General features: G+C 67.8%; 30 protein-coding genes. 9 read left to right on the top strand and 21 right to left on the bottom strand.

Annotation, left to right across the window (positions count from 1 at the left end):
* Positions 1 to 145: 145 nt before the first annotated feature.
* Genes VEY12_13405 through VEY12_13395 form a run of 3 tightly spaced genes read right to left on the bottom strand, consistent with a single transcriptional unit; the run spans position 146 to position 2,992 of the window.
* Entirely contained in the window at positions 146 to 508 is a 363-nt protein-coding gene (locus VEY12_13405) for a hypothetical protein (GenBank protein ID HYM41120.1), read from the bottom strand.
* A gap of 43 nt (positions 509 to 551) precedes the next feature.
* Positions 552 to 1,991: an ABC transporter permease gene (locus VEY12_13400; protein HYM41119.1), complete on the bottom strand. Its 1,440-nt coding sequence runs from the start codon at positions 1,989 to 1,991 to the stop codon at positions 552 to 554.
* A complete protein-coding gene (locus tag VEY12_13395; GenBank protein HYM41118.1) occupies positions 1,988 to 2,992 on the bottom strand; it encodes an ABC transporter ATP-binding protein in 1,005 nt (334 codons plus the stop codon). The genes VEY12_13400 and VEY12_13395 overlap by 4 nt, the downstream gene beginning before the upstream one ends.
* A 243-nt stretch (positions 2,993 to 3,235) precedes the next feature.
* Here VEY12_13395 and iorA point away from each other — a divergent pair, with 243 nt between their 5' ends.
* From iorA to VEY12_13375, 4 genes are read left to right on the top strand one after another with little or no spacing between them, the layout of a single operon-like run.
* Positions 3,236 to 5,143, top strand: coding sequence for an indolepyruvate ferredoxin oxidoreductase subunit alpha (gene iorA, locus VEY12_13390; GenBank protein HYM41117.1), 1,908 nt, complete (start codon positions 3,236 to 3,238; stop codon positions 5,141 to 5,143).
* Positions 5,140 to 5,754 carry an indolepyruvate oxidoreductase subunit beta gene (locus VEY12_13385; protein HYM41116.1) on the top strand — a complete coding sequence of 205 codons (615 nt, stop codon included), beginning with the start codon at positions 5,140 to 5,142 and terminating at the stop codon, positions 5,752 to 5,754. The genes iorA and VEY12_13385 overlap by 4 nt, the downstream gene beginning before the upstream one ends.
* Before the next feature lie 8 nt (positions 5,755 to 5,762).
* Positions 5,763 to 6,737 carry a DMT family transporter gene (locus VEY12_13380; protein ID HYM41115.1) on the top strand — a complete coding sequence of 325 codons (975 nt, stop codon included), beginning with the start codon at positions 5,763 to 5,765 and terminating at the stop codon, positions 6,735 to 6,737.
* A 3-nt stretch (positions 6,738 to 6,740) separates the two neighbouring features.
* Entirely contained in the window at positions 6,741 to 7,475 is a 735-nt protein-coding gene (locus VEY12_13375; GenBank protein HYM41114.1) for a DUF6390 family protein, read from the top strand.
* Positions 7,476 to 7,566: 91 nt separating this feature from the next.
* Here VEY12_13375 and VEY12_13370 read toward each other — a convergent pair whose 3' ends face one another.
* From VEY12_13370 to VEY12_13355, 4 genes are all read right to left on the bottom strand, one after another.
* Positions 7,567 to 8,670 carry an ABC transporter permease gene (locus tag VEY12_13370; GenBank protein ID HYM41113.1) on the bottom strand — a complete coding sequence of 368 codons (1,104 nt, stop codon included), beginning with the start codon at positions 8,668 to 8,670 and terminating at the stop codon, positions 7,567 to 7,569.
* Complete coding sequence (locus tag VEY12_13365) at positions 8,667 to 9,581, bottom strand: ABC transporter ATP-binding protein (protein ID HYM41112.1); 915 nt, start codon at positions 9,579 to 9,581, stop codon at positions 8,667 to 8,669. The genes VEY12_13370 and VEY12_13365 overlap by 4 nt, the downstream gene beginning before the upstream one ends.
* A 91-nt stretch (positions 9,582 to 9,672) precedes the next feature.
* Entirely contained in the window at positions 9,673 to 10,047 is a 375-nt protein-coding gene (locus VEY12_13360) for a hydrogenase maturation nickel metallochaperone HypA (protein ID HYM41111.1), read from the bottom strand.
* On the bottom strand, positions 10,040 to 10,261 hold the full coding sequence (locus tag VEY12_13355) for a HypC/HybG/HupF family hydrogenase formation chaperone (GenBank protein ID HYM41110.1): 222 nt from the start codon (positions 10,259 to 10,261) through the stop codon (positions 10,040 to 10,042). Before VEY12_13355 ends, VEY12_13360 begins: the two co-directional genes overlap by 8 nt.
* Positions 10,262 to 10,379: 118 nt before the next feature.
* On the opposite strand from VEY12_13355, the gene VEY12_13350 reads away from it, so the two are divergent.
* The 5 genes from VEY12_13350 (at position 10,380) to VEY12_13330 (ending at position 13,930) form a co-directional block, all read left to right on the top strand.
* Complete coding sequence (locus VEY12_13350; GenBank protein ID HYM41109.1) at positions 10,380 to 10,946, top strand: 2-oxoacid:acceptor oxidoreductase family protein; 567 nt, start codon at positions 10,380 to 10,382, stop codon at positions 10,944 to 10,946.
* Positions 10,943 to 11,218, top strand: a complete 276-nt coding sequence (locus tag VEY12_13345; GenBank protein ID HYM41108.1) for a 4Fe-4S binding protein — start codon at positions 10,943 to 10,945, stop codon at positions 11,216 to 11,218. The genes VEY12_13350 and VEY12_13345 overlap by 4 nt, the downstream gene beginning before the upstream one ends.
* A gap of 4 nt (positions 11,219 to 11,222) precedes the next feature.
* A complete protein-coding gene (locus VEY12_13340) occupies positions 11,223 to 12,398 on the top strand; it encodes a transketolase C-terminal domain-containing protein (protein ID HYM41107.1) in 1,176 nt (391 codons plus the stop codon).
* A 1-nt stretch (position 12,399) separates the two neighbouring features.
* The gene (locus tag VEY12_13335; GenBank protein HYM41106.1) at positions 12,400 to 13,290 is read left to right on the top strand and encodes a thiamine pyrophosphate-dependent enzyme; all 891 of its coding nucleotides are present in this window, start codon (positions 12,400 to 12,402) and stop codon (positions 13,288 to 13,290) included.
* A 64-nt stretch (positions 13,291 to 13,354) separates the two neighbouring features.
* Positions 13,355 to 13,930, top strand: coding sequence for a hypothetical protein (locus VEY12_13330; protein HYM41105.1), 576 nt, complete (start codon positions 13,355 to 13,357; stop codon positions 13,928 to 13,930).
* A gap of 31 nt (positions 13,931 to 13,961) precedes the next feature.
* Here VEY12_13330 and VEY12_13325 read toward each other — a convergent pair whose 3' ends face one another.
* From VEY12_13325 to VEY12_13260, 14 genes are all read right to left on the bottom strand, one after another.
* Positions 13,962 to 15,344: a TldD/PmbA family protein gene (locus VEY12_13325; protein HYM41104.1), complete on the bottom strand. Its 1,383-nt coding sequence runs from the start codon at positions 15,342 to 15,344 to the stop codon at positions 13,962 to 13,964.
* A gap of 1 nt (position 15,345) precedes the next feature.
* Positions 15,346 to 16,731 (bottom strand): TldD/PmbA family protein, encoded by a 1,386-nt coding sequence (locus VEY12_13320; protein HYM41103.1) that lies wholly within the window; start codon positions 16,729 to 16,731, stop codon positions 15,346 to 15,348.
* Between the two features lie 49 nt (positions 16,732 to 16,780).
* Positions 16,781 to 17,347, bottom strand: a complete 567-nt coding sequence (locus tag VEY12_13315) for a hydrogenase maturation protease (protein HYM41102.1) — start codon at positions 17,345 to 17,347, stop codon at positions 16,781 to 16,783.
* Entirely contained in the window at positions 17,344 to 17,709 is a 366-nt protein-coding gene (locus VEY12_13310; protein ID HYM41101.1) for a 4Fe-4S binding protein, read from the bottom strand. The genes VEY12_13315 and VEY12_13310 overlap by 4 nt, the downstream gene beginning before the upstream one ends.
* Positions 17,706 to 18,689, bottom strand: coding sequence for a complex I subunit 1 family protein (locus VEY12_13305; GenBank protein HYM41100.1), 984 nt, complete (start codon positions 18,687 to 18,689; stop codon positions 17,706 to 17,708). The genes VEY12_13310 and VEY12_13305 overlap by 4 nt, the downstream gene beginning before the upstream one ends.
* Positions 18,689 to 19,870, bottom strand: coding sequence for a nickel-dependent hydrogenase large subunit (locus VEY12_13300; GenBank protein HYM41099.1), 1,182 nt, complete (start codon positions 19,868 to 19,870; stop codon positions 18,689 to 18,691). The genes VEY12_13305 and VEY12_13300 overlap by 1 nt, the downstream gene beginning before the upstream one ends.
* Position 19,871: 1 nt before the next feature.
* The gene (locus VEY12_13295; protein ID HYM41098.1) at positions 19,872 to 20,354 is read right to left on the bottom strand and encodes an NADH-quinone oxidoreductase subunit C; all 483 of its coding nucleotides are present in this window, start codon (positions 20,352 to 20,354) and stop codon (positions 19,872 to 19,874) included.
* Positions 20,351 to 20,869: an NADH-quinone oxidoreductase subunit B family protein gene (locus tag VEY12_13290; protein ID HYM41097.1), complete on the bottom strand. Its 519-nt coding sequence runs from the start codon at positions 20,867 to 20,869 to the stop codon at positions 20,351 to 20,353. The genes VEY12_13295 and VEY12_13290 overlap by 4 nt, the downstream gene beginning before the upstream one ends.
* A complete protein-coding gene (locus VEY12_13285; protein HYM41096.1) occupies positions 20,860 to 21,195 on the bottom strand; it encodes a hypothetical protein in 336 nt (111 codons plus the stop codon). The genes VEY12_13290 and VEY12_13285 overlap by 10 nt, the downstream gene beginning before the upstream one ends.
* A complete protein-coding gene (locus tag VEY12_13280) occupies positions 21,196 to 22,728 on the bottom strand; it encodes an NADH-quinone oxidoreductase subunit N (protein HYM41095.1) in 1,533 nt (510 codons plus the stop codon).
* Positions 22,725 to 26,012: a Na(+)/H(+) antiporter subunit D gene (locus tag VEY12_13275; GenBank protein ID HYM41094.1), complete on the bottom strand. Its 3,288-nt coding sequence runs from the start codon at positions 26,010 to 26,012 to the stop codon at positions 22,725 to 22,727. Before VEY12_13275 ends, VEY12_13280 begins: the two co-directional genes overlap by 4 nt.
* Entirely contained in the window at positions 26,012 to 26,335 is a 324-nt protein-coding gene (locus VEY12_13270) for an NADH-quinone oxidoreductase subunit K (GenBank protein HYM41093.1), read from the bottom strand. The genes VEY12_13275 and VEY12_13270 overlap by 1 nt, the downstream gene beginning before the upstream one ends.
* Entirely contained in the window at positions 26,332 to 26,574 is a 243-nt protein-coding gene (locus tag VEY12_13265; GenBank protein HYM41092.1) for a hypothetical protein, read from the bottom strand. The genes VEY12_13270 and VEY12_13265 overlap by 4 nt, the downstream gene beginning before the upstream one ends.
* On the bottom strand, positions 26,571 to 26,799 hold a 229-nt coding region (locus tag VEY12_13260; protein HYM41091.1), incomplete at its 5' end, for a hypothetical protein. The genes VEY12_13260 and VEY12_13265, both read right to left, overlap by 4 nt.

Here is a 26,799-nt window from a genome sequence, read left to right as displayed (position 1 = left end):
GCTCACGAGCCCGACGCTTGGGAAGGCCGCGACCACCGTGCCGCCCTTCAGGTCGACCTCCTTGAGGGTACGGACTTCAACGACGGACATGGAAGACCCCGTCGAGCAATGCCGCGTGGGGCGTAAGTAGTTTGGGCCCGTGCTCTCACAACGCGCGGACGGCCTGGATCGCTTCGTCGATCTCACGCGACAGTCTCACGTGCGCCGCCGGGTCGTGCCAGAGGTACGTGAGATCGGGACGCGTCCTCCGGCAGATGTCGAGCATCTCGTCGACGCTCGTCGCCTGGAGTACCTCGAGGACCACGGGCTTGTACGCACGAAGCTCCGTGGCGTGACGCCGTACCACGTCGGCGTAGAGCCAGAACTCGCCCTTCATCCAGCGTTCCACGAATCCGCGCGAGAGCGGCCGCACGCGCGTGGCGACCTGCTTCGTGAACGCCTCTTTCGCGAGTTCGAACAGTAGGCGGTGCTCCGATTCCTGCTCCGCAGACGCCACGTGTCGGTCCATGGAACCGGTGGAAGATAGACCTTCCGCGTCCGGCTCCGCCGATTCAGCTCTCCGCCTTCCTGCGGAAGACAAGGATGGTCAAGACGAAGGGGACCGCGATCCAGAGCGCGGCAGCGAGGAGGATCGCCGCGACGGACAGGTATCCGGTTGGGACGACGATGCCAAAGAGGTACCCTCCCCCGGTGGAGGGGACGGCCGCCCCCAGGAGCAGTTGGAATACCATGTTCGGGTCGAAGAGATAGACCGTCAGCAGCGTGGAGTAGTAGTTCGGGCTGAGGTAGAACCCGCCCGACGAGAGGAGCAGGAAGGTCGTGATGAACGAGAAGATCAGGTTGAAGAAGAGCCACGTGACCACGCCGAACACAACGGCGGTTCCGACGCTCTTCGCCAGGGTCGAGAACAGGAGCATAAGGAGCACGTACACGGCAATCAGGAAGAGACTGGCACCGAAGACCGCCAGGGCGAATGTGAGCGTCGGCGCGCGCCCCGAGATCGAGGTCACGACGGCAATCCCCGCGAGAAGCACAGCTACGATGGGTACCGCGATGGCCGCGAAGGCGCCCAGGAATTTCCCGGTGAGAATCCCTTCCCGCCGGATCCTGCGCGCGAGAAGGAGTTCCAGGGACCCCTGAGCGCGCTCGCGCGCAATGGCGTCGAACGAGACGGCGATTGCCATGATGGGAAGGACCAACCCCATGAAGCTGCCCACGAGGGTGATGAGGACCGCGTCCGCCCCGTTCTCGTACGCCGGTCCGTAGGACGGAGGTGTCATGACGGGTTGGGTCACCCTGGATCCTTGGTAGGTGATGTTCACGAGGTGATTCCCCTCGGTCAGAGGCCCGTTGTAGAAGCCGTTCGCGTCGGGATGTCCGGAGAAGTTGCCGTCGACGTACACGTCAGCTGCGGTCGCGGGATAGCCGTCCGTGGTGATGACCTGGAACGAGAAGGAGCTCTGGCTGCCGTACGGCCCCGAGGTCGTACCCCACGTAAAGCGGCCTACGTTGAACGTGATGTTGTCGGTCATCCCCCGGTAGAAGCCAACGGATCCGAGGCCGTAGTCCCCGTACTTCATCGCGTACGAGATATTCTTGGGCATGGTCGTCCCCGCGTCGTAGACCACGAAGCCCGAGGCATTCGTCTGGATCGTCGTGAGTAGGCTTCCCGTCCCGTTGTAGGCAGGGTTCGTGTAGTCCTGAAGGTAGACCGACACGGAAGCTGCCGCCTGGGGCACGCCTCGCTGGTCCGCAACCCACCCGATGACCAAGTAGTGATCCGATCCGCTCTCGTTCCGCACGGCGGGGTACACGTTGAGGTCGATGGAGTTACCGAAGCCCGACGGGCCGGATTGCGTCATCCCGTAGGACACGCCGAAGATGAGGAGGGCGATCAGGATCACGAGGACAATCAGCCTCGGACTCTTGAGGTGGGACCAAAATTCCATCCATCCGATGCGCGCGGCGCCTGCGAAGGGATTGCCGATCATGTCCCGCCGCCTCCGAGGACCGACATGAACGCATCCTCCAACGTGGGTTCGGTGGGCTTCACGGCGCGGAGTCGCACGTGGTTCGTCACGAGGACGCGGGCCACCTCGTCCGCGATGTCCGCGCCGGACTCGGCTTCGACGCGGATCCCGTCCGGCAATTGGTAGACCATCTTCACCTTGGGGATGGCCATGAGCTGCTGGACTACGGGCTGGCTCGGGATGTCGCACTCCACCTCGACGCGCGTGAGTGCGCTCGCGCCGATCCGATGTCGGAGGGCGTCCATGCGATCCACGGTGAGCATCTTGCCCTTGTGAATGATGCCGACCGTGGTGCAGGTCTGCTCGACCTCGGACAGGATGTGGGAGGAGAGGAAGATCGTCTTCCCCTCGCCCTGTAGCTTCCGGACCAGGTCGCGGAAGAACCGGATCCCCTGCGGGTCGAGCCCGCCCGCGGGCTCGTCCAGCAGAAGGATGCGTGGGTCGTGGATGAGGGCCTGGGCCATGAGGAGACGCCGGCCCATGCCGTGGGAGTAGGTCTTCACCTTGCGGTCGGCGGCCTCCTCGAGGCCGAGCTCCTTCAGGAGGGCGCGAGCGCGGTCCTTCAGCTCCGATCCATCCATGTCCTGCAGCCGGCCCCAGTAGACGAGGTTCCGGTAGCCCGTGAGGAGCGGGTACGCGCCCGATTTCTCGGGCATGTAGCCCACGGTGCCGCGCACGGCCATCGGCTCTTTCCGGATGTCGTGCCCGTCCACCTGAGCCGTCCCGCCCGACGGCGCGAGCACGGTCGCCAGGATGCGCAGGGTCGTGGTCTTGCCTGCGCCATTCGGTCCCAGGAAGCCGAAGACCTCGCCCTTGGGTACGTCGAAATCGACGCCCTGGAGAGCGTCCACGCCGCTCCGGAATCCCGCGTACCGCTTGCGAAGGCCTTGGACATGGATGGCCATGGGCGTCGACACGAGCATCCCTGGGTGGGCGGGGCCGCGGGCCTGCCCGGCACCCAACGGGCGCTGCGGATGCTTAAACCCTCTGAACCTGTCCTACATCGTCCCTTCCGGCGGAAGGCCCGGGGTCGGGTCCCGGTTGCCGCTCCCTGCCCACCTCGATACTCTGCCGTGCGGCGTGTGTCATTTAGCGGGTGTAAGTGTAATCAATACCCATGTGCCAAATCGCGCGGAGTCGGGTGAGTTGAGTGACTCCAAGAGAGTCGCTCGAGCGCAGGTTTCCGAGAGCGCGGCGACTCGGCCGTGGCTCCCGGGGGATCCTGCGCAGCGCAGGGGACGACCGTGTACGAAGAGAACGAGCAGATCGTGGCGGCCAAGGCGGGGGAGACGCTTCTCCTCCTGGGCAACGAGGCGATCGCCCGCGCGGCCCTTGAGGCCGGCGTGGATCTGGCAGCCACATATCCGGGGACGCCGTCCTCGGAGATCGGCCTGGTCCTCGACGACGTCGCGAAGGAGGTCGGCCTCAAGTTCCAGTACGCGATCAACGAGAAGGTGGCCATGGAGGTCGCCGCATCGGCGGCCGTGGGCGGCCTGAAGTCGCTCGTCTTCATGAAGCACGTGGGGATGAACGTCGCCGCGGACGCCCTGATGACCCTGGCGTACAGCGGCGTTCGGGGCGCGATGGTCATCGTGACCGCGGACGACCCCGGCTGCCACTCGAGCCAAAACGAGCAGGACAACCGCCTGTTCGCGAAGTTCGCCAACCTCCCGCTCCTCGAACCCGCCACGCCGCAGGAGTGCCTGGACTTCACCAAGTTCGCGTTCGAGTTCTCCGCGTTCCTCGAGCTGCCCGTGATCGTCCGCACGACGACCCGGGTGAGCCATGCGCGCGGCCCCGTGACCGTGGGCGATCGTGCCACGCCCAAGCGCACCGCACACTTTGATCGCGAGCCGAGTCGGTTCGTCATGCTCCCCTCGAACGCCCGGGAGGGACACAAGCGCGTCCTCCAGAAGATGCGCCTCGCGGAGGGGATCTCGGAGTCCACCCCGCTCAACCGGGTCGAGGACCTGGGCCGGAAGGGCGACATCGGCATCGTGGCCTCCGGCCCCGCCTACCCGTATCTGATGGAATTCGCGGACGACCTGATGGGCAAGGTCCTGAAGCTCGGTCTCACGAATCCGCTTCCCAAGACCAAGATCGCGGAGTTCCTCCGCGGGGTGAAGCGGGTGGTCGTCTTCGAGGAGCTCGAGCCCTACTTGGAGGACCAGCTCCGCGCCCTGGCCAACGAGTACGACATCCACGTGGAAGTCTATGGCAAAGGGCAAGGGCTCGTGCCCCGCACGGGCGAGCTCGACCCCGACCTGATCGCCGAGGCGCTCGTACGCCTCGAGATGCTCGACCCGAAGACCGTGCAGCGCCTGCGGGACGTGAAGCTTCCGAAGGTTCCCGAGCGGCCGCCCGTGCTCTGCCCGGGCTGCGGCCACCGCGGAGTCGCCTACGCGGCGCGGCAGGCCTCCCGCCGCCAGGACGTCCTCTTCCCCGTGGACATCGGGTGCTACAGCCTGATCGAGTACCCGCCCACCGCGACGGGGGACATCCTCCTCTGCATGGGCTCGTCCATCGGCACGGGCGCGGGGCTGGCGGCGACCACGGACAAGAAGGTCCTCGCGTTCATCGGCGATTCCACGTTCTACCACGCGGGCATTCCCGGGCTGATCCACGCGGTGCACCAGAACCTCACGATGACCGTGTGCATCATGGACAACGGGACGACGGCCATGACGGGCCACCAGCCCCACCCCGGGATCGCCGAGGGCGGTCACCCCGCGGTGGACATGGAGGGACTCGTCCGTGCCTGCGGCGTGAAGAGCGTGGAGACGTACGACGCGTACGACGTCAAGGCGCTGACCAAGGCGTTCCGCCGCGCGCTCGACCGGGACGGCGTGAGCGTGATCATCGCCCGCCACGAGTGTCGCCTCCTCGAACTCCGGGATCAGAAAGTGAAGGGCGTGGCACCCACGCTCTACCAGGTCATCCCCGAGAAGTGCACGAAGTGCGACTTCTGCATCGACGCGTTTGCCTGCCCCGCGCTCGTCAAGCTGGAGGACGAGAGCGTCGCGATCGACCCGGCGTTCTGCAACGGCTGCGGCGTGTGCGCGGACGTGTGCCCGCCAAAAGCCATCGTGCTCGTCAAGGAGGTCAGGGCATGAAAGGCACGAGCCTCGTCATCGGCGGCGTCGGCGGGCAGGGCGTGATCCTGACCGCGCGCATCCTGTCCGAGGCGGCCCTCGCCCACGGGCTCAAGGTCCAGATGTCCGAGGTCCACGGGATGAGCCAGCGCTACGGCTCCGTGGTGTCGACCGTTCGCATGGGCAGCGTCCAGACGTCCATGGTCAAGAAGGGCGAGGCGGACGCCATCGTCGGGTTCGAACCCCTCGAGAGCGTGCGGATGCTTCCGTACGCCTCGCGCAAGACGATCGTCGTGACCGCCCTGACGCCAATTCGGCCTCTCCTCGTCGTCCTGGGCAAGGAATCCTATCCATCCCTGGAGGAGCTCCACCGCACCCTGCGGGAGCGTGCGGGCCGCGTCCTCGCGATCGACGCGGACCGGATCGCCCGGTCCGTGGGCGACCCCGTCGTGGCGAACAGCGTCCTCCTCGGGGCGCTCCTGGGCACCAAGGTGGTGCCCGTGCCCTTGGAGCGCGTGCGGCGCGTCCTGGCGGAGCACGTTCCGGGCAAGCTCCTCGCGGCAAACCTAGAAGCCCTCGACATCGGTTATGGGATCGCCGTGCAAGACGAGTACTCGATCCAATTCGCCTAGGTGACATCATGTCGAAGAACTCACGCGGACTTTCGGGAAAGGCCGTGGCGCCGGGAATCCTCCTCGTGTTCCTGACGGTCCTTTTCAGCGGCGTCTCGAACTTCGTGAACGCGCAAGCCCTCGGAGCGAACCCCGCCTGGAACTCGGACCTGTTCGTGACCCTGCGGAACGTGGCGGTGGCCGCGATGCTCGTGCCGCTCGTGTTCCTCGCAGGGCGGACGGCCCGTGCCCCGCTGACCCGGACGGATTGGCTCAAGCTCGGGGCAATCGGCCTCATCGGCGGCGCCATCCCGTTCCTCCTGTTCTTCCGCGGCCTCCAGATCGCCGGAGCCGCGGGCGCTGCGACCGCGACCTTCGGCTACCGCGCGCTGTTCCTCATGGCGGCCGTCCTCGGCGTCGTCTTCCTCAAGGAGCACCTCACGTCGCGCCTCGCGCTGGCGGCGGTCCTCCTCCTGGCGGGCAACGCTCTCCTGATTTCCCTGACCGCGCCGATCTGGACGGACGGGACCGCGTACGTGCTGCTGGCCACCGCCCTGTGGGCGGGCGAGTACACGCTCTCCAAGCACGCGCTCCGGAACCTGCCTTCCGGGACCGTGGCCCTGGGCCGGATGGGCTTCGGAGGCGTGTTCCTCTTCGCCTACGTCGCGCTCACGGGCCAGCTCGGCGGCGTGGCCGCGATCGGCGGCGCGCAGTGGGGCTGGATCGCCCTGAGCGTGGTCCTGCTCCTCGGATTCGTCACGACCTGGTACGCCGGGTTGAAGACCGTGGACGTGAGCGTGGCCACCGCGGCGCTCGTCCTAGCCTTCCCGATCACCTGGGCGCTCGGCCTGCTCGCGTCGAAGAGCACCCTGGGCCTGCCCCAGCTCGCCGGCGTGGTCGCCATCACGCTCGGAGTCGCCCTCGCGATCGGTCTCGCCTCCCTCCGCGAGACGTGGGAAGCGGTCCGGGTGTGGCTCCGCGCGCGGATCTCCCGAGCGGAGTGATCGATGCAGGGCGTCCAGCTCGCCGCGCGGTTCAGCATCGCGACGAACCGCCTCAAGTACTGCGGGCCTGCCGACGCGGAACCCACCCTCTTCCGCACGATCGTCCAGGGGAAGGATCTCGACGCGTCGCGGAAGGCCCTTCTGCGATTCGAGGCGCTCGAACCCTATCTGACCGCGATCGCCGCGAAGCACGGACTAGATCCCCTGGACCATGACGTCGTCGAGGCGTACTGGGTCGGGAACAGGCTCCTGGACGACTTCACGCGGGACGACTTCCGCGGAATCCTGGACACGCTCACCCGCCGCGGCCTGCCGCGTCCCATGGCCGAGGCGTTCGCCGCCCACCTGCCCGAGCGCCCGCTCCCCCACCACGCCTTCCACGTGAGCTACGTCGGCGTCGGGAACGTCACGGGCCACGTCCAGACCACCCTGCCGAACATGGAGGCGTGCCGGCCCGCGTGGGCCCGCGTCCTCCGCGTGGCGAAGACGAAGCTCGACCTGGAGAAGCCCCGGTTGGAGTACGCGGGGGACCGTCTCCGCATCGGGGCGGCCGTCCCCGAGACCCTGGCGTACGATCCCCGCGTGCTGCCCGGGATCGCGGAGGGTGATCACGTGGCCGTGCACTGGAGTTGGCCCGCCCTCGTCCTGTCCGACGGCCAGCTCGCGAACCTGAAGGAGTACACGGAGCGGTCCCTCGCGGCCGCAAACGACGGGCTCGCGGGCTTGCGGTCCCACTAGGGGAACGCGCCCTCACGGGTCGACGACCGTGACGGTCCCCCGCATGAACCCGAGCGCGGACATCGCGGCGGAATGAGCAGGCCCGGGCCGGTCACTTGGATTTCCAGGACAGCGCCCTGGCCGGGATCGCGAAGAAGATGACCGCAATCACCGCGGTGATTGCCAGATCGACGAGGGCCGTCGCATCGTTCCCGAAGACCATGGTCGCCCGGAGGCCTTCGTTCAGATAGGTCAAGGGCAGGAAGTTCGCCACGGTCTTCAGGTAGGACGGGAAGAGGTCGACCGGGAAGAAGGTGCCCGAGAGGAACATCATCGGGAAGCCGATGGCGTTCGCGATGGCCGCCGCGGTCTCCGTATCCTTGACGAAGATTCCCAGGAGCATCCCGAGGGAGGTGAACTCCACGGTACCCACCGCGATGAGCACGATGGCCATGAGCGTGATCGTCCCATCCATCTGGAACACCACGACGCCCGTGACGAAGACGAGAGCCATGGAGACGAACATGAGGAGGGTGTAGAACAGGATCTTCGCTGCGAGCCACTCCGCCTTGCTGAGCTTCGTGGTCGCGAGGAACTTGAAGTACTTCCGGGTGCGGTACTCGCCGCAGATACTCGTCATCCCGAACAGCGGGGTCGTCAGGATCGTGAAGCCGATCATTCCGGGGAGGAAGATGTCGATGTACTTGCTCCCCTTTTCCGTGATCGGCTGCGTGGCGGGTATCACGACCGGCCTCGCGTTCGAGATCTGGAAGTTGAACTGGGTGGCGACCGCGTTGATCGCGGCGACTGCGATCCCGTACGTGGACTGCGTTTGGTCGCCGTACAGGGTGACGTTCGCGGTGACCGTGCGGTTTCCCAACCGCGCGGCGACAATGCTCCGGTTGAATCCGTTCGGGATCTCGAGCGCCAGGCTGAGTGCGTGCGCGTGGATGTAGTCCGCGATGCTCACGTCCGACGGGATCTGGTTGTACGAGATCACGGTCGTGTTGTTCAGGGCCTGGATGAACGCATGGCTCAGGGGCGTGTTATCGAGGTCCTGCACGTAGAGGGAGACCTTCGAGCTCCCCGTGCTGCTGAAGATCGCACCGAAGAGGAGGATCAGGATGACGGGGAATGCGAGCGCGAAGAAGGTCCCGGTGCGGGAGCGCAGGTATTGCTTCCCGAACGCCTTGGCATCCGCGAGGATTCGGTTCATGTGGCGAGCTCCCCCTCTTTCATCCGCGCGCCTACGAGGGCGAGGAAGACATCCTCCAACGACGGCCGCCGCGTGTAGATCTCTTTGAGCGGCATTTCGATCGAGGCGAGCTTCGCCAGGGTCCACCGGACCAGGGAGATGTCGTCCACGTGGACGAGGACGTTCCCGTTTTCCTGCTCCGCCTTGATCCCGCGTGCCTGGAGCGCGTCGTAGCCCGCCTGCCCGGCGCCCGCGAGGACGATCGTCGTCCCATGGCCGTATCGGTCGATGAGGTCATCGGGCGAGCCGCGCGCGACGATCTTTCCGTGGTTCATGATGGCAACGTCGTCCGCGAGCTGCTCCGCTTCGTCCAAGTAGTGTGTGGTCAGGAGCACGGTCTTGCCCGACGCCTTCAGGGAGCGGATGACCCCCCACAGCTCCCGCCGCGCGCTGGGGTCCAGGCCCGTCGTCGGCTCATCGAGGAAAATGAGATCGGGATTTCCCACCAGGGCCATCGCGATCCCGAGCCGTCGCTTCTCGCCTCCGGATAGGTTGATGGCCTGGGTGTGGGCGCGGTCGGTCAGTCCCACGGTTTTGATGAGCTTCGCGATCGCGTCGTCCGGCAGATCGCGGTCGAAGAGGGATGCCCAGTAGTCCACCGCCTCGATGGGCTTCAGGCGGTCGAACGGTTCGAAATCTTGCGGCAGGACGCCAACCCGCTCGCGGATCTTGCGATAGTCCCGGGTCACGTCGGCCCCGAAAACCTTCGCGGACCCCGCCGTCGGGTCCCGGAGGCCTTCGAGGATTTCGACCGTGGTCGTCTTCCCCGCTCCGTTCGGCCCGAGGAGGGAGAAGATGTGCCCGGGTCGCACCTCAAAGTCGATGCCGTCGACCGCCTTGATGTCCGTGTACTCCTTGTGGAGCCCGTGCACCTCGATGGCAAAATCCGGGGTCAGTGTCCTTCCGCTCCGGTCGGGCGACTACCCCGCAGCCTTATCATTTTTGCCCCCGTACCTTCCGTGGCTAGGGATCCTCGAGGACCAGGGTCGCCCTCCGGATCACGAACCCGCGCCCTCCGCGGAGTTCCAGGGCAGCACCGCAATCCGGGCATACGGCTCGGGGGAGCGTGTGGTCTCTCCCCGAGGGCAGCTCGAACGGCTTGGCGGCCTTGCAGGACGGGCACACCCCCGTGGCGGGGACCACGGACACCCGCAGGACTGCGCCGTCGGCCGGGGTGTCCGACGCCTCCAGGTCGAACGCCGCCTGGAGCTCGCGGGGGCTCAACGCCTCGAGCTGCCCGAGGTCGATGTCGATCGCCTTGCAGGCGCTCGCTCCGCGTTCGTCCATCTCCGCCACGACCGCGCGCACGACCTGCTGGGCGATCACGGTCTCATGCATGGCTCGCGGCCTCGACCTCGTCCCAGGCTTCGAGGATGTCTTCCGCTTCCTTGCGGTCGATGGTCATCATGGCCACGCCGCCCTGGACGAGGAGGTACTCGCCGACGCGCGTTTTCACGTGGCTCGCGTCGACCTCGCGGGTCCAGCCGCCGGACGTGACCACGGCCTTCTTGCCTCGGATCTCGAGGACCTTCGCCGGGACGGTGAGGCACATGTCCGCAGGCTCCGTCGCTGGGAGTCCCTTAGACTCCCTTCCGAATATACCAGCTATATGTACTAAACGTTAGCGACGTTCAAGAGAAAGCGCGCCCGTGGAATCGCCCGGCGGGACTGTGATCGAGATCCGCTTCCACGGTAGGGGAGGCCAAGGCGCCGTCATTGCGTCGGAACTCCTCGCTCAAGCAGCCTTCCTCGAGGGCAAGCATCCCCAGAGCTTCCCGTTCTTCGGGGTCGAGAGGCGGGGCGCACCCGTGACCGCGTACACCCGCATCGACGATGTGCCCATCCAGATCCGCACGAGCATCACGAACCCGGACATCGTCGTGGTCCTCGACGCGGGGCTCATGCGCACGATCAACGTCACGGCGGGTCTGAAGCCCGACGGCCTGCTCCTCGTGAACACCGACAAGGCCCCCGACCAGCTCGAGGTCCCCTTCAAGGGGCGCCTCGCCACGATTGACGCCACGGCCATCGCGCTCGCCCATGGGCTCGGCTCCAAGGCCACCCCGATCACGAACACGGCGGTCCTCGGGGCGCTCGCGCGGGCGAGCGGCATCGTCTCCTTGGATTCCGCGTGTCGCGCGGTGGAGCGGTTCGCCCCCGCGAAGCCTCAGGAGAACGTGGCGGCCGTGCAGGACGCGTTCGACAAGGTCGTCGCGCTGGCGGCGGTGAGCCCATGAAGCAATACGAGGTGGAGGAAGATCTCCCCGAGGCGCCCATCGCGACGACGCCGAGCGACGTGATCCACACGGCGAGCTGGCGCACGTTCCGGCCCGTGATCGACCTCAAGCTCTGCACGAAGTGCAACGTCTGCTGGAAGTTCTGCCCCGACGACGCGATCGGGTTCGACGGCGTGGGGTTCCCCGTGATCCGCCTGGACTACTGCAAGGGGTGCGCGATCTGCGCCGAGGAATGCAAGCCCAAGGCAATCGCCATGGTCAAGGAGGAGTGATCCCGTGGTCGAACTCGTCATCAGCGGCAACTACGCGCAATCCTACGCGGCGAAGCTCGCCCGCGTGCACGTCGTCTCCGCGTATCCGATCACCCCGCAGACCTCGATCGTGGAGAAGCTCGCCGAGTTCGTCGCCTCGGGGGAGCTGCACGCGGAGTACATCAAGGTCGAGTCGGAGCACTCCGCCCTCCAAGCCTGCATCTCCGCCTCGGCCCTTGGCGCGCGGACGTACACGGCGACGTCGAGCCAGGGTCTCCTCCTCATGCACGAGCTCCTGCACTGGGCCGCGGGCGCACGTACCCCCGTGGTTATGGGCGTCGTGAACCGGGCCGTGGCCCCGCCCTGGTCCATCTGGACGGACCATACGGACACGGTCGCCCAGCGGGACACGGGATGGATCCAGTTCTACGGGGAGAGCAACCAGGAGGTCCTCGACACCACGCTCATGGCGTTCCGCCTTGCGGAGCACCCCGAGGTCCGCCTCCCCACCATGGTCACGGAGGACGCGTTCTACCTGTCCCACACGGTCGAGCCCGTGGACATCCCGTCCCAGGAAGAGATCGACCGTTTCCTGCCGCCCCGGGAACGGAGCGCGACCCTCGAGGTCGGCACGGCGATGCGGCTCGGTTCGTTCACCGGGCCGGACTTGTACATGGAGTTCCGGCACAAGATCGCCGCGGCCATGGGCCGCGCGCGGGACGTGTTCCTGGAGATCGAGGACGACTACGCGCGACTCACGGGCCGAAACCACGGCGGTCCCCTCCCGACGTACAAGGTGGACGACGCGGACACGGTCCTCGTGACCATGGGCACCGCGACGACGACCGCGAAGGGCGTCGTGGACGCCATGCGCGCGGACGGCCACAAGGTCGGCCTCGCGAAGCTTCGCACGTTCCGCCCCTTCCCCGTGCAGGAGCTCCGCGAGCTCGCAGGAGGCGTCGACCGGATCGGCGTGCTCGATCGCTCGTTCACCTTCGGTGCGGCGGGCGCCGCGTTCACCGAGGTCGCGGGTGCGCTCTATTCCCTGCCTCAGCGCCCGGTCCTCCGCGACTTCGTGGCCGGCCTCGGCGGGCGAGACATCACGGCCACGACCGTGCGCGAGGCGTTGCTCGATCTGCTGACCCGCGACGGACCCGAGGCCGCCTGGGTCGAGCTCAAGCGCCGGGACGGAGGCGACTGACGTGGCGCGACTCACGATCCCGGCCGAGGAGCTCGTGCGGTCGGGGCACAGCGCGTGTCCGGGCTGCGGTGCGACCCTCGTCATGCGGTACCTGCTTAAGGGCGTCGGCAACCGGGCCATCGTCACGGTCCCCGCGTGTTGCTGGACCGTGATCGGAACGCCGTTCCCTACCACGGCGCTGGATGTCCCCATGCTCGACTGCGCCTTCGAGGCCACGGGCGCTTCCATCTCCGGCTTGCGCGCGGCGGCGGACCAGCTCGGTCTGAAGGACGTGACCATCGTGGGCTTCGCCGGCGACGGCGGCACGGTGGACATCGGCCTCCAGGCGCTCAGCGGGATGCTCGAGCGTCGGACGGACGGCATCTACGTGATGTACGACAACGAGGCGTACATGAACACGGGCGTCCAGCGGAGCGGGGCAACGCCGGAGGGTGCCTGGACCACGACGACCCCCGTGGATGAGTTCTCCCGCGGCAAGCTCGAGCCCAAGAAGGACATCATGGCGATCGTCGCGGCCCACCGGCCCGCCTATGCAGCCACGGTGAACGTGGCCTTCCCCGAGGACTTCGTGAAGAAGGTGCAGAAGGCGAAGGCCATCAAGGGCCCACGGTTCGTGCACGCGTTGGCCCCTTGTCCGCCCGGCTGGCGGTACTCCTCGGAGAAGACGATTGAGATCGGCCGCCTCGCCACGGACACGAACATGTTCCCGCTCTACGAGATCGAGGACGGCGTCTACCGGATCACGCGGAAGCTCGGCGTCGCGAAACCCGTCCGGGACTACCTGAAGACGCAGGGGCGGTTCGCCCACCTCGGCGAGACGGAGGTCGCTCAGATCCAAGCCGAGGTCGATGCGCGGTGGAAGCGGCTCCTCGCCCTGGAGACTCTCGTGTGACTCCCCCTGCCGTAAGGGCAATCTCACCGAAACCTTGAACAGGAGGCCAACCCACTCCGCCCCCATGGCTTCCCCACCCCCAGGCGGTCCTCAGCCACCCCAACAGCCGTATCCCCAGCAACCGTATCCACAGTATCCGCCGGGCCAGCCGTACTACCCCCAGCCGATGCCGCCACCGCGGAAGTCGAACACCGCGTTGATCATCGTCCTCGTGGTCGTCGTCATAGTGGTGGTCCTGGCGGTCGTCGCGTGGTGGGCCGTGACGTTCATGATGACGCCGGTGACCAACGCCCAGATTACGGTCTCAGGCGTGAGCTGGACGATCAACTACCCCGGTGGCGTCAGCTACTTCGGGGCCTCGCCGCTGACATCCTGCAGCGCCTGTCCGATTCACGTCTCCTATCCATCGTACCAGTTCCAGTACACCCTGAGCCTGACCAATTCGGACAGCGTCCGTCACAATGTCACAGGTGTGACCGTGTCGGGATTCACGTTCAACTTGGTGAGCGCGAGTCCTGACCCGACGACATCGTCGCCCGTCGTCGTCCAGGCGGGCGCTACCCGGAACATCATCCTGACCATCCAGGCGAGCCCCTTTGGCGGGAGCTACACGCTGAGCGGGACCATTACAACGACCTGATTCGGAGAGCGGGGTCGGATTCCGCCGCGGCTCACGACTGGCCGACGAGTTCGAAGCCGCCGAACGCGACGGACGGCACGTAGGCGCAGCCCGGCGCACCGTAGAACACGGGGATCGGCTCCAGGTCGCGGCCGATTCCCTCCACCTCCTTCAGCCCATCATAGAAGTTGCCCGTGAGCAGGGCGAACTTCACATGGTTGCCGAGCCCACCGCGCTCGACCAAGGTGGCGTTGCGCACCTCGCACGCGAAGGCGCCCGTGATCGGGTTGAGCTCGGGCGCGGCGAACTTCTCCACGTAGACGCCGTGGTCCACCTTTCCAAGCAAGTCGTCCAAGGATTCCGTACCGGGTTCCAGGACCAGGTTGGAGACCGCGTTCTCGGGCGGACGCAGGTAGGCGCCCTCGAGGGTCGCGGCGCCGCGGCGGAACGCATTGCCCGGTTTCGCGGAGACCAGGGGCGCGTGGTAGGTGTCCGCAAGGAGGCCCGTGAGCCGCCCGGCACCCACGACGGTCCGGTCCTGCGTGGGGGCGCCCTCGTCGTCCGAGGCGCAGGAGAGCATGCCGCCCCGGAGCCGTGGCCGGTCGCGGATGGTTACCTGCGGCGTGCCGACCTCCGCGCCCACCTTGTCCGCCCAAGGGGATCGCTTGCGGTAGACGTTTTGACCGCATACCGCCGCGCCGACAGCCTGGAGAAAGAGTTGGCCGAGTTCCTGCGGGTCGATGATCGTGGTCCCCGAGAGTTTTCCCGGAAACGCCTTGGCCTCGCGGTTCTCGACAGCCCGGCGGGCGCACACCTTCCCGAGGTCGGAGAAGTCGACGTCCTTCAAGCGCGGACGCACGCCGTGCACGATTCCCTCCCCCACGGACGAACCGGATCCTGCCTTCGTGGTCAGGTACGCGTAGACAAGCGTCCCTCGGTGCGCCGCGTCCACGCCGTTCGAATTGGTGATCCGCAGCGCGTACTCCTGGAGGCGGAACGTCGCCTTGGGCACGGAGACGCTCTTCGTCTCCTTGGCGGCATCCACGAACGCCCGAGCGCTGGTCAAGAACGTCTCCACGTCCGTGTCCGCCGTGGCCGCGTCGAAGACGCCGGCCACGCTTCCCTTTCCGTCTCCATGGGCAAAGCCCACGAACTTGGGGTCCTCCGGGATCTGCCGCAGCCCCGCCACCGCGGAGCGGACCGCAGACGCGGCGTCGGTCGGCGACGCGAGCGTGGTGGACGCGAACGCGACGCGCCGGCCTCGCGCCACGCGAATGCCTAGGCCCACTTCGTGCCGGTCCTCGGCGACCTTGGGGACATCGTCCTCGATGTACACGTGGCGCGTGGCGTAGCGGATCGCGAACGCCTCGGCCTGCTCGGCGCCTTGGGCGAGGGCGCGCTTCGTGGCGTCGGGTGCCAGCTCGAGGAGGTCCACCTCACCCGCCCCCAACGACGACCTTCGCGCGCATGTAAGGCCCGCCGGCCCCGACGGGCACAAAGTCGTCGGCCTCCCCCTTGCCGCACGTTCCCCCGGACAGGATCAGGTCCTTGGAGACGCGGTCCACACTCTTCAGGATCGCGAGTGCGTTCCCGGTGAGCGTCATGCCGCGGACCCGCTCCGCGAGCTCGCCGCGTTTCACGAGCCAGCCCGACTGGGTCACCGCCTGGAATCCCCCGCCCACGATGTCCTCCATGCCGCTGATCCAGCCCTTCGTGAGGATGCCATCCTTCGTGTCCTCGAGGATCGTGTCCCGGGAGTCCCGCCCGGGTGCGAAGTACGTGTTCGTCATCCGCACCCAGACCCGCCGGCCGAAGTCCTGGGCGCGGCCGTTGCCCGTAGGCCGCGCCCGGAGCGCGCCCGCGGTCTCCAGGCTCTGCATATACCCTTTGTAGATCCCGCGGTCGATGATCTTCGTCTTCCGCGCGGGCGTGCCCTCGGAGTCCACGGGGATCGTCCCGTGGGCCTTGTGCACCGTGCCGTCGTCGTACATCGTGACGAGGTCGCTCCCCACTCGCTTCCCGACGACGCGGCTCAGGAAGGAACGCCGCTTGACGATCTCATCGCCCTCGGACGCATGGCCCATAACCTCGTGGGCGAGGAGGCCCGACGCATCCGGGTCCAGGATCACGGTCTGGAGTCCCGCGGGAGGCTTGATCGCCTTGAGCCGTTCCCGCGCCTCGTTCCGCGTCTCCTCGCCGAACCCTGCGGGGTCGACCTCCTTCAGGAACTCCCAGCCCGCGGAGGCGTCTCGCACCTCGTACGCGATTTCCTGGCGTTCGCCTTCCTGGGCAATGGCCTGCGCGAACAGGCGGACGCGAACCTCGCGCCAGGTCACGCGGGCGCCGGCCGTGTTCGCGAGCTCGCACCGGAGGTCCGATTCCGTGTACGCCGAGGCCGTGCTTCCGATGCCCTCGCCCGCCAAGGCCTTGTCGAGCTCCGCGGCGAGGGCGACCTTCTCCTCGCCGGAGACGTCCGCCGGATCGATTCGGCAGGTGGCCCGGTACACCTTGTGGCCGTCCGGGACGCCTCGCAGGGAGGTGCGCGCGACCCCGGCCGCGGCGTTCGCGCGGGCGATGGCGGTCGCCCGGTTCGCGGCGGTCACCAGGTCCGCCACCTTGGCCGAGGTCCCCGAGGCGTAGCCCCACGCACCCCGGATGAAGGCGCGCAGCCCCCAGCCCGCCCGGTGCGTGCCCCCCGAGGTCTCGATCTGCCCGTTCGCCATGCGCACCGCGTACGCGACGCGCGATTCGCGGCGCACATCCCCGAACTCGGCTCCGGCGGCATCGAGGACCCGGAGGGCGGCGGATAGGGCATCGGCCAAGGGAATGCGCCCGCGCGGCGAAGGCCCCTTCCCGCTATAGCCGTTTGCCTCACAGCGCTCGGGAGCCGCGGCCGGCCCTGGGTCGTGCAGCCCTCGCGACCCTGGGAGGCCTCGACGGCGGTTCGCCCAGGACGTGGAAGAGGCTCACGACGAGCCGGGTCAGTCCCGCCTGCTCGGGGCCCGCGGGCGAAAATCCCTCGGCGTCCAAGTCGGGCTGGATCCCGACCAGGGTCACCCGGGCCCCGGCGTCCTTCTCGAGGAACTCCATGACCACGGACAGGGGGAGCGCGTGGGTCGAGAGGAGGTTCGCGCGGACCTCGCGGGGCTCGACGAGGGCGACAGTGCCCGGCCGTGCGCCCATGTCCGCGGCGTCGAGGAGGAGGATCGCATCGGGGCGGTAGCGGCGGATGGGGCCCGTCACGCTCTCGGGGACCGTCCCCGCGAGGAAGACGCGCACGTTCGCGAGGTGGAGCCCGTCGACCTCCTTCGCGGCGAGCATGCCGAGCCGATCGTGGACGTTCAGCTCGTCCCCCACGCCGACGACCGCGACGCGCTTCGCGTGCCGCAGGCGGTCGCGCAGGCGCGCTTCCAGGTTCCGCTGGGGAACGTACGTCACTTGACCACGACGCTCTTGTCCGGCCCGGCGCCGCTGAACTCGTTGCTCAGGTAGATCGCCTTGGGGTCCGTGGGGCAGTACTCCTCGCAGAGGCCGCAGCGGATGCACATGAAGAGCTCGACCTCGGGCTTCTTCTTGCGGGTGATCTTGCGGCCCTTGACCTCGACCTCCCGTTCGCTCGCGACCATGGTGATGCACTGGGTCGGGCACACGACCGCGCACTTGGAGCACCCGATGCACTTCTCGTCCCGGATCGCGATGCGGCCGCGGAAGGCGGGCGGGATGGGCACCTTCTCCTTGGGGTAGAGCGTGGTCGCCGGCTTCTTCGCGAGGTTCTCGAACATCTCCTTGAGGACGCTCACGCGCTCACCCCGAGGTAGTAGTTCAGCAGGAGGACGAGGAACACCTGGAGGATCGCCGCGGAGGCGAGGTACTTCCAGCCGATGTCGTTGAGCTGGTCGATCCGGATGCGACCCGTGGCGGCCTTGATGCTCGACAGGACAAGGAGGACCGCCAGGGTCTTCGCGAGGAAGACGAGGAACCCGATGATCCAGCCGAGCCAGTTCGGGCTGAAGGTCCACGGAAGGAGGGGTCCGCCGAGGAAGAGCGCGGCGACCAGGCCGCTGCCCACCACGAGGCTGACGTCCATCGTGAGCTTCATGAATGCGAGCCGCCGGCCCGTGAGCTCCGTGGTCGGACCCGCGAGGATCTCCGTCTCCGCCTCGGGGATATCGAACGGGGTCCGCTCCAGCTTCGCCTGGAGGCCGATCAAGGCGACGACGAGCCCGATGGGCTGATAGATCGCGAACCAGAGGTTCTTTTGCTGCCAGGCGACGATGCCCGAGATGGACCAGCCGCCCGCGGCACCCGCCATGAGCGCGGGGCCGAGCATGGCCAGGTAGAACGGGACTTCGTAGATGAACAGCTGGGTCACGGCCCGGACGCCGCCGATTGTCGAGTACACGTTCCGGCTCAGCCAGCCCAGGACGAACAGGACGATCGTGGGGACGGTCAGGAGGTAGAGGACCACGATGAGGTCGCCCTGGAAGGCGAGGGGACTGCTGCCCACGATGGGGACGTACAGGAACGCGGTCATCACCGCGGCCAGGGCGAGGAGCGGCGCGGCGTCGAACGCCTTGCGGTCCACGCCCTTGGGGTCGATGACCTCCTTGCCGAGCATCTTGATGAAGTCCGCGAAGGGCTGGAGCAGGGGCGGTCCGACCCGGTTCTGCATCCGCGCGTAGATTTTCCGGTCCAGGAACTGCAGGAAGAACGCGTACGCGAGCAGGAACAGGAATCCCGGGAACAGGAAGATGTACACGAGCAGGAGGATGGGGTCCATCAGCGTCGCCCCCGGGCGCGGTAGAACGCGCGTCCGTGCTCGCTGAGCTCGTCCCAGGTCATCTCGCCGATGCGGCGCCCCCTCTCGTTGACCACGGTGATCCGCGACGTGCAGGACAGGCAGGGGTCGATCGCCGCCACGACCACGGGGATGTCCGCGAGGTTCTGGTTCACGAGGCTCACCGCGACGGACGTCCAGTTCGCCAACGTGGGCGTGCGGATATCGAGCCGCTCCACCCGGTCCGTGTTGTTCGTCCGGATGAAGTGGACGAGTTCGCCCCGCGGCGCTTCGTAGCGGGAGAGGATCTCGGTCCTCGGGGCGGCCCGCGGCGGGTTCGTGCGGATGGGTCCCGCCGGGATGTGCTCCAGACAGAAACGGACGATTTGCAGGCTCTGCTGGAGTTCGCCGATTCGGACGAGCGTGCGGCCGTAGACGTCGCCGTGCGTGTCCGTGATGACCTTCCAGGGCACGTCCGCGTATGCGAGGTAGGGATCGTCGCGGCGGATGTCGTAATCCACGCCGCTCGCGCGGGCCGTGGGCCCCACGGCGCCGAGCTTCAGGATCTGCTCCTTGCTGAGCTTGCCGACGCCCTTGAAGCGGAGGAGCATCGTCTGCTCCTTGCTGACCATCTCCGCGTACTTCGCGATGCGCTCCTCGAGCCTGGGGAGGCGCTTCAGGGCCGCCTGGATCTCGTCCGGCGACAGGTCGCGGCGGACGCCGCCGACCTCGTTGGTCCCGTAGTTGACCCGGTTGCCGGTCATCTCCTCGAGCATGTCCTGGACGGCCTCCCGGTCCCTCCAGGTCCACATGAACAGCGTGTTGAACCCGACCTCGTGGGCCGCGACGCCGAGCCAGAGGAAGTGGGAGTGCATGCGCTCGAGCTCCGCGACGATCGTGCGGATGAACTGGGCACGCGGCGGCACCTGGAGCTTCATGGCCTCCTCGATGCCCTTCACGAAGACCGTGGTGTGGCTGTGGCTGCAGATCCCGCAGACCCGCTCCAGGAGGGGCACGACGCGGACGAAGTCCCGCTGCTCCGCGGCCTTCTCGATCCCGCGGTGGTTGTAGGACACGTCGAGCTCGAGGCGGACGATCGTCTCGCCGTCGGCGACGACCTTGAAGTTCACGGGCTCCTTGAGCGCCGGGTGCTGGGGCCCGATGGGCACAACGACCTCGGTCATGTCACTTCACCTCCGGCGGCACGCCACCGTAGAACTTGTTCGGGTCCATCTTCCAATCCTTCCTCAGGGGGAACTCGTTCGCGGGCCAGTCCTCGTTCAGGATGATCCGCCGCAGGTCCGGGTGGCCGCGGAACACGATCCCCAGGAGGTCGTGGATTTGCCGCTCGTAGATGCCCGCGGGGGGCAGGATGTCCGACGTCGTCGGGACCTCGGGCTTGTCCCGCGGGATGTCGATCGCCAGGGCGATGACCATCCGGTGCGGGCCCGTGAGGTGGTAGATGAGCTCGAACGACTTCCCGTTGTCCACGGCGCTAATCTGGACCACGTGGTCGCAGGCCAGGAGGGACTGCGCACGGAGGATCGCCTCCCGGACCTTCTCGATCTTCGTGGACACCTTGACGCGGTTCCAGCGCACGGTCTCCACGGTGCCCAGGTCGCCGAGGGCGTCTTGGACCGCGTCGGGCTTCAGGGCGGGCTCCGTCATGCGGTCACCTCCTTGGGCGGCGTCTCCACGCGGGGGATCACGGTCGGCTTCTTCTGTCGCCACTCCTTGCCGCCATGGGCCAGGTCCTCCTTGACGAGGCCCAGGCACGCGACGACCGCGTTGATGATCTCGTCGGGCCGCGGCGGGCAGCCCGCGACGAACACGTCCACGGGGATCACGTTCTCCACGCCGTCCACGACGTGGTAGAGGCCTCGGAACACGCCGCCCGAGGCGCCGCAGGCGCCCATGGCGATCACGTACTTTGGCTCGGGCATTTGCTCCCAGATCCGCCGCAGCCGGGGCGCCTGCTTCTTCGTGACCGGCCCGGTCACGATCAGGATGTCCGCGTGGCGGGGCGATCCCTGGGCCAGGATGCCGAACCGCTCCACGTCGAAGCGGGGCGTGAGGGCGGCGATCACTTCGATGTCGCAGGCGTTGCAGGCGCCGCTGTTGAACAGGGTGATCCACGGCGACTTGATGCGTGCCCAGTTGACGAGGCGCTGGCTCAGGCCCATTGTTCCCACCTCAGGATCATGACGGCGACGGCGACCACGCCCAGGTATCCCACCATGGCCCACGGCTGCACGCCCGTCGGCGCGGTCGCGAGCATGAGGGCGGCGACGTGGACGATCGTGAAGAACAGCGCCACGTAGAAGAACTGGTAGCCCGGCTGGTAGTTCTGGGCCTCGGCCGCCTCGCCGCCCACGTAGGGCATCTGCTTGTTCAGGCCGCCCGTGGAGACGGGCGCGATGGTCCGGGACCAGAGGAAGATTACATACCCGATCGCCACGGCGACGCCGAAGATCACGAAGGGAGATACCAGGACGTCCGCGGTCGTCATTCAGTGCACCCCCCAGAAGGCGGTCAGGGTTTGAGTAGCATTCGCAATCCAGTCGAACAGGACCTGGGGGAACAGACCCAGGTAGACCGTGACGGCGGCCAGGGCGACGACGCTCGCGGAGGTGCTCAGGGGCAGGCTCGGCTCCCCGCCGTCCGCCGCGGCGGCCGGGGTCGCGTGCTCCGCCTCATGGCCCTGGAACAGGAGCGTGGACAGGATGGGCACGTAGTAGCCCAGGGAGAGGGCGCTGTTCGCGGCCAGGATCAGAGCCAGGACCACACCGCCGATCACGTGGGTGGCCATGCCCGCCTGGAAGACAAGGAGTTTTCCCAGGAAGCCCGCGGTCGCGGGGACCCCCACGAGGCCCAGGATGAAGATCGTGAAGGCCACGCCGACGACGGGGTGGCGCGCACCGAGGCCCCGCATCTTCGCGACCTCGGGGGAGCCCGCCGCCGCGGTGAACGCGTCCGCGGCGAGGAAGGCGCCGCCCTTCATCACGCTGTACGCGATCGCGTAGAAGAGCCCCGCCTCGAAACCCAGGGCGAGGCTGTACTGGATCCCGATTCCGAAGCCCAGGAGGATGTAGCCCATCTGGGCGACGCTCGAGTACGCGAGGACGCGCCGCAGGTCCTTCTGGTTCAGCGCGAGGAGGTTGCCCACGGTCATCGTCAGGACCGCGAGGACGCTCACGGCGGCGCCCAGGTACGTCTGGGAGACCGCGGCGGGCGGGAGCACGGAGAGGGAGACGATCAGGGCGACGAGCGCGCCCGCCTTCGTGGCGCCCGCCATGATCGCGGTCACGCCGCCGGGGGCGTGCGTGTAGGCGTCGGGCAGCCAGGTGTGGAGGGGCACGATCCCGAGCTTCACGCCGTACCCGATCAGGATCAGCGTGGCCGCGAGGCCGAGCAGGAGCGGGTCCGCGCCGCCGAGGGCGATCTGGAGGTTCCGAATGGCCAGGGTGCCATGGCCCGCGACGCGGCTGCTCGCCAGGTAGAGGAGGGCCACGCCGAAGAGGGCGGTCACGGTGCCCGCGACGCCCTGGACGAGGTACTTGAGCGCGGCACTCAGGGACCGCGGCTCCTGCTTGTACCGGTACGCGACGAGCGCGTACGAGGGGATCGCGCCGAGCTCGACGAGGACGAACAGGGTGAAGAGGTCGTTCGCGAAGCCGACCGCACTCGCGCCGGCCAAGGCGAACAGGAGGAGGGGGTAGTAGAGGTGGACGGGGCCGTCCGGCTCGATGCGGCCCTGGGACGCGAGGGCCGCGAGGGCGCCGAGGCCCGTGGCCAGGAGGGCGACGATGAGCCCCAGGTAGGAGGGCTGCAGGATCGGGGCGAACACGGACCCGCCCGACGTCGGGAAGCCTTGGTCGACCGCGATCAGGAGGAGCCCGAAGGCGGCAAGGAGCCACACGGCCGCCATCGTGCCCGTCCACCGGCGGTACGCGGGGCCCACGAGCTTCGCGAAGAAGTACGACTCGAGCCCGCCCAGGGCCACGAACAGGGGCACGAAGAGCCCCAGGTCGGCGGCGTTCACGCGCCCACCCCCAGGAGGACCGCGGCGAGGACGACGACGAGCGCGCCTCCGAAGGCGACCATGTTCCAGTTCACGTCCCGGTCCTCGAGCCCCATCGCGCGCCGGCCAAGGGCGAACAGTCCGCGGGCCGCGTCCGTGGCGCCTTCGTACACGAGCCGGAAGGCGGACTGCACGTAGCCGCTGAAGGAGATCGTGGCATGGGCCGTGGCCCCGTAGGCGACGTCCACGTCCTTGAGGCGCGTGTCGTGCGGAGCGAGGGCCTTACGCCCGATCGTGAAGAAGAACGCGGCGGCCAGGCCGAGGACGAGGAGGCTCGTGCCCAGCTGGACGGGGGCCCACGCGTTCCAGACGGTGGGCACGGCCGAGGGCAGGATGTTGTACAGCATCTGGGGGTACACGCCGATCGCGATGCACAGGGCCGCGACGCCCAGCATGGCCACCTGCATCGGGAGCGGCGGGTCCGAGGCCTCCGTGACGCCGCCCTCCGGCGCGGGCCGCAGGAACGTGAACCAGCCGAGCTTCAGGAAGGAGAGGAACGTCCCGAACGACGCGATCTCCAGGAGGAGCCAGAGGTACACGTTCACGTCCTCCGCGGCGAAGATGACCATGCCCTTGGAGATGTAGCCGTTGAACAGGGGCACGCCGCTGATCGAGAACGCCGCGACCCAGAACGCGAAGGCCGTGATGGGCATCTTCCTCTGCAGCCCGCCCAGGCGGTTCATCGTGTTTTCGCCCGTCTTCCAGATCACGACGCCGATCGTCATGAACAGGAGGGCCTTGTAGAGGATGTGGTTGAACACGTGGGCCATGCCGCCGTCCAGGCCGAGGACGCCCCATTCGTCCGCCATGCCGAGCCAGCCCGCGAGGCCGACGCCGGCGATCATGTAGCCGACCTGGGAGACGATGTGGTACGACAGGAGGCGGCGCATGTTGCTCTGGAACACGGCGAAGGACACACCGTACACGGCCATGATCGCGCCCATGACCGCAACGGCCTCGAACGCGGGCTGCGGGTCCGGCTGCCCGAGGAACATCCGGGCGAAGGCGTACACGGCCGTCTTCGTGGTGTACACGCTCAGGAAGACGCTCGCGACGAAGTGCGCGCGCGGGTACGCGTCCGGCAGCCAGGAATGCAGCGGGATGAACGCCGCGTTCAGGCCGATGCCCAGGGTGATCAGGAGCATGGGCCAGAAGCCCGACACGACGCCGACCGCGAGCGTCGCGCCGCCGCCCTGGAAGAACAGGAGGGCGATGCCACCGGCCAGGAGCGCGCCGCCGGCGACGTGGTACAGGAAGTACCGGAACCCGGCCTTCACGCCGTCCTCGCCGCCCTGCATGATGAGCAGGGTCGAGGTGATCGCCATGAGCTCCCAGAAGAAGAGCATGGTGATCCAGTCGCCCGCGAACACGGCGCCCAGGGACGTGCCGGCGTACAGGAGGGCGAACAGGTGCATCCAAGGCTTCGCGAACCCGGCTGCGTAGAGGACCGCGAAGAACGTGATGATGCCGAAGATGAGGCCCGTCAGGTAGGACAGGGAGTCGACCTTGAGCAGCTGGAGCTGGTAGCCCATGAAGGGCACGTTCCACGTGGTGCCCATGGGCAGGAAGACGATGTCGAGGAGGGCAATGCCCGCCAGGATGATGAGGCCGACTTGGCGGGCACGGCCCTTGAGCAGGAGGACGAGGGGGCCGCCGATCAGGAAGATGAGGAACGGCGGGAACGCCGTCGTCAGGGGGACGCTGATCGCGGCGACCGCCGGGACCGCCGCGCCGGTGACGTCCGCGGCGACGCGCTGCGCGATCTCGAAGAACCCGTACGGCATGGCCGTCCAGATGCCCAGGAGGAGCGCACCCGCCGCGGTGACGAGGAGCGGGATGCCCAGGGTGGGCCGGGCCTCGCCCATCTCCCCGTCGTAGGGGCGGAAGAAGGCGCGGATGAGGATCGGCAGCCAGTAGCCGAGGTTCAGGACGCTCGAGACGACCAGGAGGACGGGGATCCACCAGAAGCCTGCGTTCCACGCCCCCACGGAGATGTACCACTTGGCCACGAACCCCGCCATGGGCGGCAGGCAGATCATGCTCAGGGCCGCGAGGGCGAAGGCGACGAACTCCCGCGGCATCTTCTTCCCGATGCCATCGAGCTGGGAGATCCTCGTCTTGCCCGTCTCCACGGCGACCGCCCCGGCGACGAAGAACATGGTCAGCTTCCCGAAGGCGTGGGCCGCGATCATGAACGCCACGCCGATCAGGAGGGCGAACATCCCGTCCGCGGTGGAGCCGCCGTAGCCCAGGGGTACGAGGAGCGCGGCCCCCAGGGTGATGTAGTTCAGCTGGCTGATCGTGGAGTACGCGAGCCGCGCCTTGAAGTCGTCCTGGACCAGGGCGAGGAGCGAGCCGCCGATCACGGTGACCGCGGCGGCCGCGATCACGATCCACTGGAGGTCCAGACCCACCATCATGGCGGGGCCGAACAGGAAGAGGATGAGGCGCAGCTCGCCGAAGACGCCCGCCTTCACGACGGCCACGGCATGGAGGAGGCCGCTCACGGGCGTGGGCGCGATCATCGCGCTCGGCAGCCAGCCGTGCAGGGGCATGATCGCGGACTTCACGCCGAAGCCCGCGAACAAGAGGACGAAGCCCAGCCGGGCGAGGTCGGGGGAGATCGTGGCTACGAACGCGTTCCCGCCGCCGGTGAAGGCCAGGGCGAGCGATCCGCCGAGGCCCTGGAGGAGCATCATGCCCGCCAGGATCGCGACGCCGCCGCTCAGGGTGTACACGAGGTACTTGCGGCCTGCCGCGAAGGCCTCCTCGCTCTCCTTGTGGACGACGAGGGGGTACGTGGCCACGGTCAGGATCTCGTAGAAGAGGAAGAGGCTGAACAGGTTGGACGACAGGGCGACCCCCATGGTCGCCCCGATGACCAGGGCGAAGCACGCGTAGTATCGAGTCTGCGCGTGCTCGTGGAGCCCGCGCATGTACCCGACGCTGTACACGGTGGTCAGGATCCACAGGAAGGAGGCGAGGACCGCGAACAGGAGGCCCAGGCCGTCCCCCGTGAGCTGGACGCTGAGCCCCAGGAACATGACCACGGGGTCGGTGGACGCGGGGACGCCCCCCGCGAAGAGGCGGGGCAGGGAGAGCGCGGCGAAGGCGAAGGTCAGGATCGCGGCCGCGAGGGAGGCCCCCTCCCGCACGTTCGGCCGGTTGCGGAACACGAGGATGAAGTATGCCCCGAGGAAGGGCATGAGGACCGTGAGGACGAGGAACCACGCGTTCAGGTCCATCAGGGCTCACCTCCCCGGACCCGCTGCGCGATCTTCGTGATGTCCAGCGTGCCCCAGGTGCGCTTCGCGAGGATGACGAGGGCGAGCGCGACGCCCGCGACGACGGCTTCGATGATGATCAGGGTGAAGACGACGGCCTGGGACATCCCGACGTCGCCGTTCACGTAGCCGGCGGTGATGAAGACCAGGCTCACGCCCTTCCCGAGGATCTCGAGCCCGATGACCATCTTGACCAGGTTGGACCGGGCGATCAGGCAGGCGAGCCCGATCGCGAACAGGGCGCCCGCCACGCCGAGCAGGACGAGGGCCTCGGGCCCGATCACGGGCTCGCCTCCCCCGTGCGACGGGAGCCCAGGAGGAGCAGGATCGCGATCACGCCGCCCAAGAGGATGATGCTCTGGATGATCACCTCGAAGGTCCGATCCTGCCACATGGCGACCCCGACGCCCGTGACGCCGGGCCCCGTGGTGGGCCAGGAGATTGCGCTCGGCAGGACCGCGGTCACGAGGAGGCCGAGGAACACGACGCCGATGACCACGCCCGCGGCGAGCTTCGGGTTCATGCGGCTGCCTCCGTCTCCTCGCCGCCCGCGAGGATCAATGCGACGAGGAACAGGACCGCGACGAGGCCCGCACCCACGGTCAGCTCGAGGGCGCCCGCGAAGGGCGACGCGAGGACGAAGAACAGGGCGGCGAGGAATGCGCTCGCGAGCGCGTACGCGACGACGGACCGGACGAGGTTCTTCAGCGCGACCGCCACGATCGCCATGCCAACCGCCGCCGCCCCG

The sequence above is a fragment of the Thermoplasmata archaeon genome (genome assembly GCA_035632695.1).
Classification (GTDB): Archaea; Thermoplasmatota; Thermoplasmata; order RBG-16-68-12; family RBG-16-68-12; genus RBG-16-68-12.
This window is presented reverse-complemented; position numbering and strand designations above follow the sequence as displayed.